The organism is Dyadobacter sp. AC419 (assembly GCF_979253085.1).
On record NZ_CEEDCD010000012.1, the window covers coordinates 266,268 to 279,376 of the forward strand.

At 44.6% G+C, this 13,109-nt stretch carries 20 protein-coding genes; 4 read left to right on the forward strand and 16 right to left on the reverse strand.

The features are described from left to right. Positions 1–924 precede the first annotated feature (924 nt). The 4 genes from AC0IYG_RS06580 to AC0IYG_RS06595 form a co-directional block, all read right to left on the reverse strand. Complete coding sequence (locus AC0IYG_RS06580) at positions 925–1,368, reverse strand: LytR/AlgR family response regulator transcription factor (RefSeq protein ID WP_471710280.1); 444 nt, start codon at positions 1,366–1,368, stop codon at positions 925–927. A 38-nt stretch (positions 1,369–1,406) separates the two neighbouring features. Then, positions 1,407–1,574 carry a hypothetical protein gene (locus AC0IYG_RS06585; protein WP_471710281.1) on the reverse strand — a complete coding sequence of 56 codons (168 nt, stop codon included), beginning with the start codon at positions 1,572–1,574 and terminating at the stop codon, positions 1,407–1,409. A 427-nt stretch (positions 1,575–2,001) separates the two neighbouring features. Next, positions 2,002–2,247, reverse strand: a complete 246-nt coding sequence (locus AC0IYG_RS06590; RefSeq protein ID WP_471710344.1) for a histidine kinase — start codon at positions 2,245–2,247, stop codon at positions 2,002–2,004. Then, positions 2,222–2,338: a histidine kinase gene (locus AC0IYG_RS06595; protein ID WP_471710345.1), complete on the reverse strand. Its 117-nt coding sequence runs from the start codon at positions 2,336–2,338 to the stop codon at positions 2,222–2,224. The genes AC0IYG_RS06590 and AC0IYG_RS06595 overlap by 26 nt, the downstream gene beginning before the upstream one ends. 610 nt (positions 2,339–2,948) lie before the next feature. Here AC0IYG_RS06595 and AC0IYG_RS06600 point away from each other — a divergent pair. Together AC0IYG_RS06600 and AC0IYG_RS06605 are read left to right on the forward strand one after the other, a co-directional pair. Further along, complete coding sequence (locus AC0IYG_RS06600; protein WP_471710350.1) at positions 2,949–3,179, forward strand: hypothetical protein; 231 nt, start codon at positions 2,949–2,951, stop codon at positions 3,177–3,179. Next, positions 3,118–3,414, forward strand: coding sequence for an ATP-binding cassette domain-containing protein (locus tag AC0IYG_RS06605; protein WP_471710282.1), 297 nt, complete (start codon positions 3,118–3,120; stop codon positions 3,412–3,414). Before AC0IYG_RS06600 ends, AC0IYG_RS06605 begins: the two co-directional genes overlap by 62 nt. Before the next feature lie 187 nt (positions 3,415–3,601). Here the strand turns inward: AC0IYG_RS06605 and AC0IYG_RS06610 are convergent, their stop codons facing one another. Next, a complete protein-coding gene (locus tag AC0IYG_RS06610) occupies positions 3,602–3,748 on the reverse strand; it encodes a hypothetical protein (RefSeq protein WP_471710283.1) in 147 nt (48 codons plus the stop codon). A 131-nt stretch (positions 3,749–3,879) separates the two neighbouring features. On the opposite strand from AC0IYG_RS06610, the gene AC0IYG_RS06615 reads away from it, so the two are divergent. Next, a complete protein-coding gene (locus tag AC0IYG_RS06615) occupies positions 3,880–4,632 on the forward strand; it encodes an ABC transporter permease (protein WP_471710284.1) in 753 nt (250 codons plus the stop codon). 247 nt (positions 4,633–4,879) lie between these two features. Here AC0IYG_RS06615 and AC0IYG_RS06620 read toward each other — a convergent pair whose 3' ends face one another. The 11 genes from AC0IYG_RS06620 to AC0IYG_RS06670 form a co-directional block, all read right to left on the reverse strand. Then, positions 4,880–5,470 (reverse strand): metallophosphoesterase family protein, encoded by a 591-nt coding sequence (locus tag AC0IYG_RS06620; protein ID WP_471710285.1) that lies wholly within the window; start codon positions 5,468–5,470, stop codon positions 4,880–4,882. Between the two features lie 3 nt (positions 5,471–5,473). Continuing rightward, a complete protein-coding gene (locus tag AC0IYG_RS06625; protein WP_471710286.1) occupies positions 5,474–6,151 on the reverse strand; it encodes a phosphatase PAP2 family protein in 678 nt (225 codons plus the stop codon). Positions 6,152–6,176: 25 nt separating this feature from the next. Further along, on the reverse strand, positions 6,177–6,341 hold the full coding sequence (locus tag AC0IYG_RS06630) for a hypothetical protein (RefSeq protein WP_471710287.1): 165 nt from the start codon (positions 6,339–6,341) through the stop codon (positions 6,177–6,179). 61 nt (positions 6,342–6,402) lie between these two features. After that, the gene (locus AC0IYG_RS06635) at positions 6,403–6,666 is read right to left on the reverse strand and encodes an outer membrane beta-barrel protein (protein ID WP_471710288.1); all 264 of its coding nucleotides are present in this window, start codon (positions 6,664–6,666) and stop codon (positions 6,403–6,405) included. Then, complete coding sequence (locus tag AC0IYG_RS06640; protein WP_471710346.1) at positions 6,569–6,904, reverse strand: outer membrane beta-barrel protein; 336 nt, start codon at positions 6,902–6,904, stop codon at positions 6,569–6,571. The genes AC0IYG_RS06635 and AC0IYG_RS06640 overlap by 98 nt, the downstream gene beginning before the upstream one ends. Then, positions 6,855–7,445: an outer membrane beta-barrel protein gene (locus AC0IYG_RS06645; protein WP_471710289.1), complete on the reverse strand. Its 591-nt coding sequence runs from the start codon at positions 7,443–7,445 to the stop codon at positions 6,855–6,857. The genes AC0IYG_RS06640 and AC0IYG_RS06645 overlap by 50 nt, the downstream gene beginning before the upstream one ends. Next, a complete protein-coding gene (locus tag AC0IYG_RS06650) occupies positions 7,396–8,340 on the reverse strand; it encodes a TonB-dependent receptor plug domain-containing protein (protein WP_471710290.1) in 945 nt (314 codons plus the stop codon). Before AC0IYG_RS06650 ends, AC0IYG_RS06645 begins: the two co-directional genes overlap by 50 nt. Further along, entirely contained in the window at positions 8,322–8,654 is a 333-nt protein-coding gene (locus AC0IYG_RS06655; protein WP_471710291.1) for a carboxypeptidase-like regulatory domain-containing protein, read from the reverse strand. Before AC0IYG_RS06655 ends, AC0IYG_RS06650 begins: the two co-directional genes overlap by 19 nt. 83 nt (positions 8,655–8,737) lie before the next feature. Further along, entirely contained in the window at positions 8,738–9,997 is a 1,260-nt protein-coding gene (locus AC0IYG_RS06660; RefSeq protein ID WP_471710292.1) for a sensor histidine kinase, read from the reverse strand. 5 nt (positions 9,998–10,002) lie between these two features. Then, positions 10,003–10,680, reverse strand: a complete 678-nt coding sequence (locus AC0IYG_RS06665; RefSeq protein WP_471710293.1) for a response regulator transcription factor — start codon at positions 10,678–10,680, stop codon at positions 10,003–10,005. Positions 10,681–10,755: 75 nt separating this feature from the next. Then, positions 10,756–11,169 (reverse strand): EamA family transporter, encoded by a 414-nt coding sequence (locus AC0IYG_RS06670; protein ID WP_471710295.1) that lies wholly within the window; start codon positions 11,167–11,169, stop codon positions 10,756–10,758. A gap of 207 nt (positions 11,170–11,376) precedes the next feature. On the opposite strand from AC0IYG_RS06670, the gene AC0IYG_RS06675 reads away from it, so the two are divergent. Continuing rightward, the gene (locus AC0IYG_RS06675; protein WP_471710297.1) at positions 11,377–13,083 is read left to right on the forward strand and encodes an LTA synthase family protein; all 1,707 of its coding nucleotides are present in this window, start codon (positions 11,377–11,379) and stop codon (positions 13,081–13,083) included. Positions 13,084–13,109 lie beyond the last annotated feature (26 nt).

Sequence of the window (13,109 nt, forward strand, 5' to 3'; positions counted from 1 at the left end):
TTATCAATTTTTGGCCATTTGTGATGAGAGTTTGCGGTAATACCTGGATGCAAAGCACTTTGTCATACGGCGCTTTCCACATCTAATGCGGTCAACATCCAATTGATCCGATGGCCTCAGACCACCAATAAGTAAGCGCGCGTCTCACATTCGAGGATTATTTGAGATTATAGTTATTTGCGACGCCTTCAGTGTAAATCCAACCTTTAGACCAAAGAAATTGTCGTCATCTGTAAATTCTTATATAAAATGAAGGTTTTACCTTATTTACTGTTGATAGCGCTGGTTTGTTGCTGCAAGAAAAATGTGAAGTTTCATTTAAAAAAAATAACTTGGATGGGACATCGATATTACATTCATCAGACAAGCCCGTCCAAAGTTCGATGGACATTCGACCCAAACTATCTTTACATCGCATCTGATTCGTTAAACATTTGCCGGCCAGCGGAAGGACAGCCTTGGGAATATCAAATGACAGGCAAAATTTTCCGGGCGCGCTATGTAGGGATATCAAACGGGCTCATAACGATTCCCGATATTCGCTATCAAATTACTACTCTTTCAGACAGCATACTTATATTGGAAAATAGCGACTCTGACAGACGGCAGTTCACAAAATGTAGGTAAGGCAAAACTCCTTAATGAAGTTCGTATGACTTGTCTTGTAAAAACGTCCATTTACTGAGAATAGATGACCTATCAACTACTATATTCTTAGTTATCAGCGGAACTGTCTCAAATGGCCATCTTAAATTTCTATGTCGCTTGCCTTTACTTTTTACTGAGTTAGTGAGATATGTTACAGAGGTATGCAAGCTAGGAATCTCTTCAAAAATACGGTGGTTAAAATGAAATTTAGGAATTTGTCAGAAATGTCTGTCAAGTCTCTTTATTCGAGGCTTTTGGTACAGAAAAAGACAGGGTTTAACGGGTAAAAGTGAACTCGGTTCCGCGGGCAACACGTAGCAACGATATCCCCAATATTTTCAAGAACTCATCCTTATAGTTGCCACCTAATGATGCTTCGCTTTTACCAAGAAAGATCCGGTTTCCCTGCAAACCAGTAATTTTTGTAATGTTTATAATGAAGGACCGGTGAACTCTGAAAAACAGTTCACCAGGTAAATGGGATTCAATAATTGAAAGGGGAGTAGTGCTTATTAAATGCTGGCCAGTAGTAAAGACTTTTGTATTGTTGCGGTTAGCCTCCAGATACAGGATTTGGTCATAGTTTAACTTGTTAATTCGGCCTTCTGATCGCAATATTAGGTGGCTAATCAGGCTGGAAGGTTGCGTATCAAGTTTGACAGTCTTCCTAGATTCTAACTTCTCAATAACCCGGTCAATGGCGATGATGAAACCGTTCAAGCGAGAAAGGTTTCAATAAGTAATCGCAGGCAGCAAGATCAAATGCATCCGTTGCGAATTCCTTGTAGGCCGTGGTGAAAACCACCAATGGAAGGATTTTTACGGTCTTCAAAAGGTCGAATTCCTGACAGCACTGGCATGTTGATATCCATGAAAAGCAGATCGACCTGAACCTGGTGGCAGCTCGTGTCTGACTTCAAAAGCATTACTTACATTGCCCTACTACCCGCAGAACAGGAAGACGATCTGCAGTGTTCCGATCACAATTTGTCTTGCAACAGGCGCATCGTCTACCTGATTTAGGCAATTGATCATTTATTTCGCTTTTAAGCGTAGTTACTACAGTTGTCAGTTGTTCATTGTCATGGGTAGCCTTGTATAAATAATCGCTTCCATGAATCAGGTCTAATCTTTTCAGTGTCAGTGCGTGCAGACCAATACCTGACGGCTCCTCGAAACCGGTTAGCTGCCTTTGGCCAGGTTCGAACGAATTTTTTATTGTGAAGCAAATCCAACCTTTTTGGACTGCCAAGCGTAATGAAAACTGACATTTTTTGCTTGCGTGTAGATTTGGAATGTTTGAATGCATTTTCTACAAAGACAATCAACAGCATGGGAGCAATCCGTGTCTTTTCACGGGGCTTTTCTTCGATCTATATGTTCCAGCACCAGCCTGTCACCGTTCTGTATCTTCTCAAAATCAATGTAATTCTTTAGAATCCAGCAGCTCATTTTCGAGCGGATGTAAATTCTTCTCTGGTTTCGTAGACAACTATATCTAAGCAATTCCGAAAGTTTGAGGACAGTAAGGTTGGTACTCCCTTGCTGCTGGGTGAGTGATATTCCATAAATGTTATGTAAGTGTGTTGAAGAGAAAATGCGGGCTCAGTTGCGATAACAGTAGCCGCAGCTCACTTTCCCTTTGTTCTTGGGCAATTTCTAGCTTCTTTGACCTGCGTCGATAATGTATGACGTGCTAAGGCAATTGCAATTCCAAAAAATACAAAGAGTAGCGATATGGGAAAACAAATAAAGAGGTCTCGGCAGGAAGTTGCCTATTGACATTTCCTTTGAACATAAATGCAGCACCGGCAGCACCGCCCAGTACTATCATCAGAAATATTAAAATTGATCTTGACAGCGGCACCTGTACCACTGATCGGTTTAGCCAGAGACTTTGCCATACCACCTTCCCACATATGTACAAGTCGAAAATGTAAAGACAGCTTATCATTGCAGCAACAGCCACGTCGTGGTTACCGCTTAAAATGACTGCGAATGAAAACACACCCACAAACGCCAGGCAAAAAGAAAGGTGTAGCAATGTTCTGGAAACCATTACTTTTCCGATAAAAGATTCCAGCTGTTCCATATTCAAATATCGGCAATCACTGCCGTTTTCAAAACAATCCATGCCGAAAACACACTTTTCAATGCCCAACTGCTCTTTATAGGTCTCTAAATAGATTCAGCATGGAAAAGCGCTATTCAGGACGGGCTGGTTAGCATTTATGTCCCTGTCATTTTTTCATTTAAACAAAGCAGCGAAGATTTGCCAGTCATTTTTTAACAACACCAATATGATTAGAGAGAATGGACTTGCAGTCGAAACAATCGGATTATCCTTTAGCTTCTCCAAAGACCGGCCTGTCATTAAGGAGCTTAATATGCAAATTCCAAAAGGGGCCGTCTTGTGCGTTTCTACAGGTCCAAACGGAGCAGGAAAGACCACTACGATCAGGCTGTTGCTTGACCTGCTCCCTTCCGGCTCAGGAGGAAATAAGTGTTTTTGGGAAGACCCTTGGGGATGATCGTAGTAACATACTTTCCCGGACTGGCGCACTCATTGAATCGCCATCATTGTATGAACATTTGACCGGGTATGACAACCTAAGAGTAACTGCAAACCTGAGAAGCATCAAGAAGGACAGAATACAGGAAGTCTTGAAAATAGTGGGCTTAGATACAGAATCCAAAAAATACGTCCACAGTTATTCACTAGGAATGAAACAGCGGCTTGGCCTTGCAGATCGCATTACTTTCTAGTCCAGATCTGCTGATTCTCGATGAGCCTACAATTGGGCTCGACCCGAACGGCATCATAGAAATTAGGGAGCTATTGCGGGTCTGAATGTGAATCACGGTGTTACCATCCTGGTATCAAGCCATTTACTTTCGGAAGTTGAGAGGCTGGTTTCCCATGTTGGTATTATTGGTCAGGGGAAATGATGTTTCAAGGGCCTCTAAACAGAATTGAAGCAGATTCAGCAGGGACAAAGCTGTCATTGAAATCGATACGGATGATAACGCGCGCGCCCTGGAAATCCTGCTCGGTGATCACCAGCCCGTCACGAAAGCCGCTCAGTTCCTGGAAGTACAATATGTAGACAGAGATCGCTTGGCCCAGCTGATCACATTGTTGACCGGGGCAGGCCTGAGTGTCAACCGCGCCCAGCTTGTTGAAAGCAGTCTGGAAGAAACCTTTCTATCCATTATAAAAGATGATCATTTATGAAATTGTTTTACACCGAGTTCATTAAGCTTAAAAATACGTTCGCTTTGTGGCTAACCGTAATTGGCGCTCTTTTTGTCCCACTTATCTTGTTTGCCACCTACCTTTCTGACGTCAAATCGTTTATCCCTGGGCCTGGAGTAAATCCATGGGACGATTTTCTGGTCCGGACACTAAATGGGTGCTGCTTCTTTTCAATAGGCTTTGCCCTGTTGATCATAGGCCTGATCATCCATATCGAACATAAGGCTAGTGGCTGGAAACACTTATTTACTTTGCCGATCAGCCGGGGCAGGATTTACTTTGGTAAGCTGCTTGTTATTTTCGCCATGGTCATCTGCTTCTTTACTTTGTACCTGGCTTTGAGCGTGCTATCAGGTGCCGTGCTTGGCTATGCGGTCCCAGATCTTGGGTTTTCAAAATTTCCGGTACCCGGCATGCACATTTTCAGGTTTGTGACCGAGTTTTTCATTTCGATCTTGCCAACGGTTTTTTTACAGTACTGGCTGTCGTTCCGGCTAAAAAATCTGATCACATCCCTGGGCATTGGTTTGGGTGGGCTGATGATTGGCCTACTATTAAAAAGCTGGAAATTTATCATATACCTGCCATATGCTGCCCCATTTCAGTTGCTGAATTCTAAGGAAGAAGACGCATCCAACCACCAGCGTCTATTTTTGATAAATGCCGTGTATACGGTTTTGTTTGTTATGCTGAGCTATAAAGACTTTGTAAAACGATTTCGTGGATAATCAAGGATCAAATCCGGTCGATCCTCAGAACTTCATGCTGGTGACTCTATAACCCGTTTTCCAAATTGTAACAATCAGGTAACTTCTTGGCTTTCATGCCGGCCGTAACATAATATTTAATTCCATCCTGATAGGGTTCATTATCACTAAAAACATGTTCGTGCCCGTAGAATGAAAGCTTTGCGTTCGGATTGTCAGCAAGGGTTTTAGCATATTGGGTTTCTAGATTGTCATCAAAAGCTCGGCACTAAATGGGGGTGTGTGGCCTTCCAGTGCAATGATATCTGTTACTTGACGCACCTGTTGAAAGCTGCGCTTTTAGCCCGGAAACATCAGGAACAGCTCCATTCGAATCAAAGGATTTTGAATTAGTATTGACGAAAACAAACTTGCTTCCGGCAAATTCAAATGAATAATTGAGCTCGCCAAACATCTGGTGATACAATTTAGCCTTGTCGTTTGCCTCCAAATCCCCTGCTACGGTCAGGTAAGGGTGCTTCAGGTCGGCCGTTGAGTATTCATTTAACCACTTGAATTCCTGCGTTATTCCAGAAGCTGAAACATCTCCTAAATGCGTGACGAATGAAATGCCAGTCTGCGCATTAGCACTTTTTACGAAATCCCTGGTTTCATCAAGCCATTGATGTGTATCGCCTGCAACGATGAATTTGACTGTATCGTTGGCAGCGCTTTTTTGAATTCGGTCAATGTTTTTTGCGGTTAAGCCTTTTTCATTTTCATTTAATGTTATTTGGCTGGGACTATACTCGAACAAACCGTTGCAAGAGACAAATGCAAGGATAAAAAAGATGAGCGCTATGAATTGATATGGTTTCATATTTTATAGATTGATATGTTGTCGTTTTCTACCCCATTTGTACCTGTGCGTCCAATATGCCGTCTTCATAGCCAGGTAGCCAATTCCGGCCCCTACCAGTACATCACTGATATAATGCTTGTTATTTGCGACCCGCAGTAACCCGACCGACGAAGCAACTGTATAGGAAGCGTATGGCATCCAGTGGTAGCGATCTTTGTATTCTTCACTTAGAAAGGTGGCCGCCGCAAATGCCTGGGTGGTATGCCCGGATGGAAATGACGTATACGAGCTTCCGTCAGGCCTTAAAACATGCGTCGCCTTTTTAAGTAACGAAGTTGTGCCCAGCGCCAGAAATTCACCTTTCAGCAATATGACAGTCCGGTTGGCAAAGTCAGTTTTTGATTTTATCCCCATTGCGTGCAAACCATAGGCAACTGCCAGCGGCGAAAATTGTAGGTAATTGTCCAGGTGCGTTTTAAACCTGGGGAAATGTTCATTTCGTTCTTCTGCAACCTCGTTTTTAATCGACTCAGGTGAGTGCCCATTTGAAATCAGTCCAACCAGGATCAGAGAGGCTGGTGGGGACAACTGCTTGACAGTAAAGCGCGTTTGGTAATGGGCAAGGGTGTCCGACCTTTGTGATAGGGCAGGATAGTTACTAAGTAAAAGTGCTGTCAGGTAAACAAAAATGGTTTTCATAAAAATGTCCGCTAGATAGAGTGGGTCAATTATCGCTGCTGGGTGCGCTGTGCAAAAAGTCATTGCCTTGCTCTTTGCCTTTCTTGAATTCGAGCTTGCCGAACTTATAGGTAAGACTTACGCCAAATGAGCGGTAGGGGACAAGCACTGTAGTGGTCGAGATGTAATTGCCTGTCCTGATGGTACTCACCTGGCTGATGTATTTGGTAAATGGATTAGTGGCTGTAAATCCAATGCTTGCATTTTTGTGGTTAAACTTGCTTGCGGAATGCGAAATTGTAGGTCAGCTGCTGCGGGCGCTTTCCCTGAATGGTATTGATAGCGGAAGAGTAATTTCCAAATCCTTCCAGAATAAGGTCTTTGGGAAGCTGGTAGGTTGCATTCAGGTTGAAGCGCCAGTTGGTACCATTGGTCACGTTACCTGCTAGCAGCTCGTTTACAACCCTTTTCTGGGTTACCATTAAATTTCCGCGCAAATTCAGCTGATCCGTGATCGGCATCGAGCCCAGAGACACTCACACCGGAATTGTATTCAATGCCAATGTTCTGACGGTTTGTAACCGATACATTCAGGTAGGTTGAATCCCCGATCAGATAAGTCGGGTAAAGGACTGTGTAGGGTTTCACATCATCGGTATTGATCCGCTCGATCAATGCGATGTACAGGTTGCCGCCGTTTTTAAAGGATTTGTTATAACCCAGTTCAAAGTTGTTGCCAATCTCTGGTTTTAAAAGCGGGTTTCCGGTGGTGATGTTGTAAGGGTTCGCTCAGGTTCATGAACGGATTAATGTCCCGGTATTCAGCCCGCTCGATCCGGCGGGTAAATGCCAGTTTCAGCGACTGCTCATCTTTGAAATTATGAGAAAAAATAAGCGATGGTACCAAATTATTGTAGGAAGGGATAGAAGTATTGGGAAAGTCAATTTTTACATCCGTATGCTCAAAACGGGCACCTGCTTTTACATTTAAAAAGTGAAAGAGCGAGAATGTGGTTGACAGGTAACCCGCGTAAATTTTCATGTCGTAACCCAGCTCGTAAGACTGCGTAGCGTCGGGAACGTATTGGTTCAGTGAAGGCTTAAATACACGTATATCCGCTACGCTGCTGATGTTTTGCAAAACCGTCTTAACACCTGTTTCAAAAATAAAGCCCTTTTTGATGGGGTGGGAATAGTCGATGGAAATGTTGGTTTGCTTGTCGTTCCCTGGGGTATTTCCGGAAGTCCCGGCATAAGGCAGTCGTTCAGAGGTCAGATTTTTGCAGCTGGTAATAGCTCTTGCGAGGCTTTCCAAAACTAGAACTATACGGCACATTCAGCTCCTGGCCATCTTTACCGAATTTTTTGATATAGTTCAGGTTCCAATCAATTGCGGCAATGCCGCCTTTGCTGGTCGAATTGCGAAGAATCTCAGAGCTGGAAAGCGGAAAGCCTGATGGGTCTAAAAGCGTTTGAGAAATACTGGTAGTACCACTGCTGCTGTTACTGAAATTGTTGTAGCCCACAGCCCCAATTAGGTTATCCTTTTTTGATAAACTCCAATCGAAACCAATTCCAGACCGATAGCCGCTCCTTTGAAAATCCTGAAAACCGTTTTGCAAAAGCCGCGTTTGCGTACTGTCAGTCGGACTAGTCGAAAGCCGGTTCTGCGAGCTCGGCGTGCGGGAGCTAAGTTGTTTGTTACCACTAAAAAAAGCATTGAGGCCGAAATTATTCTTTCTGAAATTCAAATTCACCGAGCCGTTTTCCAACCGGGTGCCCGCTGCCAGGTTTATACTTCCGTTGATTCCCTGCAGCCGGTTGTCTTTGAGGATGATGTTGATGATTCCACCTGTTCCCTGCGCATCGTATTTGGCGCCCGGACTGGTGATGGCTTCGATGCTTTTGATCTGGTTAGCCGGAATGGAAGCCAGGGCATCGGTCAGGCTGTTTCCAAAAACACTGGAAGGTTTCCCATTGATCAGGAAACGCACATTGGGATTTCCCTGCAATTCCACGTTTCCATCAATATCAACCGAGACTTGCGGCACTTTTTTAAGAACGTCCAGTGCTACACCGGCCTGAGAAGTAACGTCGTTGGCTGCATTAAAAACAATCTTGTCGATCTGGTTGTCAATGATGGCTGCCTGGCCCGTAACAGTTACTTCGGCCAGTGTTTTGACAGAGGCGGTTAATGCAATGTTTCCCATTTCCAGCGTTTTACCCCGGCACCGACATTGACATCTTTGACTGATTCTTTATCATAACCGATAAAATCAATATTGATTGTAAAAGTCCCCACGCCAAGCCCTGCGATTTCGAAATGCCCCACAGAATCGGTGACAGCTCCGTTGACAACTTTATTGGTTAATTGATCTGTAATTCCCACGGATGCATATTCGACCGGCTGGCCCGTGGCCACGTCTGTCACCTTGCCCGTAAGTTTCAGGCTTGATTTATTCTGGCTGAATGCACTGGTCCAGAATAGGAGTAATAGGAATGCGGGAAAGATGATTGGCTTCATGGATACGTCTGTTGATACAGCAAACGTAGAGGCCAATTCTGGAGAATTTTTCAAGACCTTCGCAGAGCACTATTGCGAAAAATTTAATCCCACTTTAATGTAAACCGGTGCCGGTCGCCGGAAAAGGTATACTCGATGCTGATTAGCAATTGATCGCATATTTGCTTTACAATCGATAATCCCAGCCCGTTGTGCTGACTATGCTGCTGTTCTTTGTAAAATCTGCGGAACAATCTGGCAGTGTCCAGCTCCGTGAGCGGCCCCGTGTTTTCAATGTACAGTTCGTTGGCGTCCAGTTTAATACCAATAGCGCCGCCTGCCTTGTTATGTCTGGCTGCATTGCTGATCAGGTTGTTGAGCAGAATGTCAATCAGTTCCGGGTTGCCCCTAATAGTAGTGGGATGAAGATCGGCATGGCAGGTGATCTGATTGTTCATCCAGAATTCCTGAAACTGGTCTAGCTTTTCCTGCGTAATGTCAAGCAAGTTAACCTGGATGGTTTGCTCAAACTGGTTGTTTTCAATTTTCGCCAGCAGCAGCAGTGACTGATTTAGCTTGTTGAGCCTTTTTATCCCCGAATAAATGCTGCCCAGTGCCTGCGTTTGCTTTTCGGAAAGGCCTTCCTCCTGGATAACCAGATCGAGTTTGGCACGGATAATGGCCAGCGGTGTCTGCATTTCATGGGAAGCATTTTCAGTGAATTCTTTCAGCACCTGATAGTCCGTTTCTGCATTGGTAATGGTGTCTTCCAGCAGCTGGTTCATGTAGGTGAATTCATCTATTTCAGTCACTTGAAAATTGGGGATTTGCTGCCTGCCAAGTTTAAAGGTTTTCATGGCAGCCAGCGAATCATAGAACGGCTGCCACAAACGGCGTAAGATGAGCTGGTTAAAAAGGATGGTTGTCAGGATCACAATAAGCAGCATGGCAATGGTGATCCCAACGACGGTACGGGTAAGCAATCTTACGCCTTCAATGGGCTTTGCAATGGTAACCTGGTAGTTGGCGCGTCCAACTTTTTGAATGTAGCTGAGCTGCCGGTAATTGTGAGAACGTTTCTCGGCACGCTCTGAAATAAAAATGGTAGATATTGACTGAGCCTTGCTGCTAGTAGCTGCCGGCACGTAGCTTACCCGGGTTTCGTCCATGCCGGTCACCGGTGGGAGCTTTCCCTGTTGATCAACGTACCGGTGAATCCTTGTTTGATAATCCTGCAATGCTTCGTCGAGCTCGTGCACAAGCACATAGCTGATCAGAAAGTAGTAGCAAATGCCCGAAAGCAAGAACAGCACGACCATTACGGCCATGTTGGACCGGTTATATTTTGTAAATAGCTTCGCCATTATTACTAATCCAGGCTGAATTTATAACCCATGCCGTACACGGCTTTAATGTAATCGTTACAACCTGCATTCATCAATTTTTTCCGTAGGTTTTTAATGTGGGAATAGATAAAATCGTAGCTGTCTGACATGTCAATGTCATCACCCCAGAGGTGTTCGACAATCGCCTCTTTGGTCACGACCCGGTTTTTATTGCTTAAAAAATACAGCAGCAGCTCGTATTCCTTTTTAGTTAATGCAATTGGCTGCTCCCCTGATTTTAAAACCCGGTCGGAAAGGTCCAGCATAAGCGGTCCGACAGATACGCGGGTGTTACCGTCAAAGGATTTACGGCGGACAATCGCGGCTACCCGGGCGCCAAGCTCTGGCAGGTGAAAAGGTTTAGTAAGGTAATCGTCCGCGCCGGTGTTAAGACCTGTGATCCGGTCGTCGAGCGAGTTCTTGGCACTAATGATCAAAACGCCGTCTGATTTATTGAGCGTTTTCAGTTCTTTGAGGATATCCAGGCCGCTGCCGCGCGGCAGGGTAATGTCGAGTATAATGCAGGCGTATTCATTGATTACTACCTTTTCCAATGCCGTGGGGTAATCATAAGCGGCTTCACAGCTAAATTGCTCCGAGTTCAGATAGACGCAAATACTGTCTGAAAGCTCCTTCTCATCCTCAATGACCAGTAATTTCATGGGTGCCTGATATCACTATTTTATAATTATGTAAAGGTGATTTTACAATCTGGATTATTTTTGGAGAGATGCATTTTACCAGATGATCACGATCGTGCCACCAACGATCATCAAAGCACCCAAAATGGTTTTCAGCTCAACCGGTTCTTTTAGGATTAGAACAGCAAATCCAATTGCAAATGCGACGCTGAGCTTGTCGACCGGCGCGACCTTTGAAACATCCCCTGTTTCCAGTGCTTTGAAATAAAATATCCAGGATAGGCCGGTAGCAATTCCTGAGAGTATCAGAAAAATTAGGTTAGTCCGGCTGATGTCTTTCACGTCCTTCATTTGTCCGCTGAAAAGGACAATTCCCCAGGCAATAAAGAGGATTACGACTGTCCGGATGGCCGTAGCGACATTACCATTGATACCTTTAACTCCCACTTTTGCTAAAATGGAGGTTGCGGCGGCAAAAAGGGCGGAAAGTAAAGCATAGTATTTCCACATAATTCAGGCTGGCTTGATTTGAATATCGCTGAAAGATAACGTGGAATAATTTAAAATGTACACGTTAGGCAAAGCCGCCATCCGCCGCTGAGACATAAGAGGAAAGTAACCGTTTATAATTCAGAAAGAATTCCAAATTGCCTGATAGGTTTACTATTTAAATGGGCGTAAAGTACCCATGAGGACACCTACATTGATTTTTACTGAATGACACCTGCTTCCCTGTTAGCGACCGAAACGCCCAAAAAGGGTTCCGGATCCAATTTTCTGACATATCCATTAGCCCTTGGTATTCTGCTGATTGCAATTTCCAATTTAACGCGCATTGCATTGACGCTCAAGTCGGCGGGCACTGCTGAATATAACCTGGCCAGCATCCCGGCAGTATTTGCCATTGGTCTTTTTTACGACTTGATCAATGCGCTTTATTTTGTTTTGCCGCTGATGCTGATGGGATGGCTTACGCCTGGCTGGCTCGCTATCAAGCCTGGCTACAAGTGGCTTGCAAATGGGCTCTTGTTTCTACTGACGTTTGTTCTTTTGCTGGATGCGGTTTCGGAATGGATTTTCTGGGATGAGTTTGAATCGCGGTTCAATTTCATAGCCGTCGACTATCTGGTTTATACCAATGAAGTGCTGGGCAATATCCGTCAGTCTTATCCGGTTGAAATAATTATCATCTTTCTGCTGATTTTAACGATCCTGTTGACGTGGATGTTAATTGCCATAATTGGAAAGCATCCTTTTCCGCCATTTAGCTTCTGGAAGCGGTCTGTGGTAACCGGCATCTATTCAGGGGTATTAATCGCAGCTTATTTTTTTGTCGACAACAAGGTCAGGCAGTTTAGTAGTAACAATTATGTCAACGAGCTTGCAGGAAACGGCATGTATGAGCTTTTTGCTGCTTATCGCAACAATGAACTCGACTACAACCAGTTCTATTCCACAGTAAGTGACCAAAAGGCCTTTGTTGATATTCATGCACTGATCAAAACCCGGGAAAGCCATTTTGTAGATCAAGATCCGTTCAGCATCCGGCGTGACATTGTGAACTTGGGTCCAGAATTGCGCAAAAACGTTGTTCTGATTAGTGTTGAGAGTTTGAGCGCCGAGTTTTTAGGAAGCTTTGGCAATACCCAGCGCATCACGCCGTTCCTGGATTCGCTGGCAGGGGCAAGTCTTTTGTTTACCAATCTCTACGCGACTGGTACACGGACGGTGCGCGGATTGGAAGCATTGTCCATCGGCACGCCACCTACACCCGGTCAGTCAATTGTCCGACGTCCGCATAATGAAGAACTGTTTTCAATGGGGACTGTCTTCAAGCGCAAGGGATACCAAACAAGGTTTATTTACGGTGGCTATGGGTATTTTGACAATATGGGATATTTCTTCGGGCACAATGACTACCGTGTGGTGGATCGGAATGCCATAAGCAAGGAAGAGATTGATTACGAAAACATTTGGGGCGTGGCCGATGAGAACCTGTTTGAACTAGCAATGCGGGAAATTGAAAACGGGACACATGCTGGAAAACCGATTTTTACGCAAATCATGACCACGTCCAATCACCGTCCCTATACATATCCTGATGGCAGGATCGACATTCCTTCACACACCAGCAGGGAAGGTGCTGTTAAGTACACGGATTATGCCATTGGCCAGTTTATCAAGAAAGCCAGTCAAAAGCCCTGGTTTAAGAACACGTTGTTTCTCATTGTTGCAGATCACTGCGCGTCCAGCGCCGGCAAGACCGATTTGCCCGTTGATCGTTACAAGATACCGCTAATTGCCTACGCGCCTGGGTTTGTGAAGCCGGGCATTATGCCCAGACTAATGAGCCAGATTGATCTGGGGCCAACAATCTTCAGGGCTGCTTCATTTTTCCTACCGCAGTCAATTTTTCGGTTATGACATCTTCAAGCTAGAAGCCGGGCGGG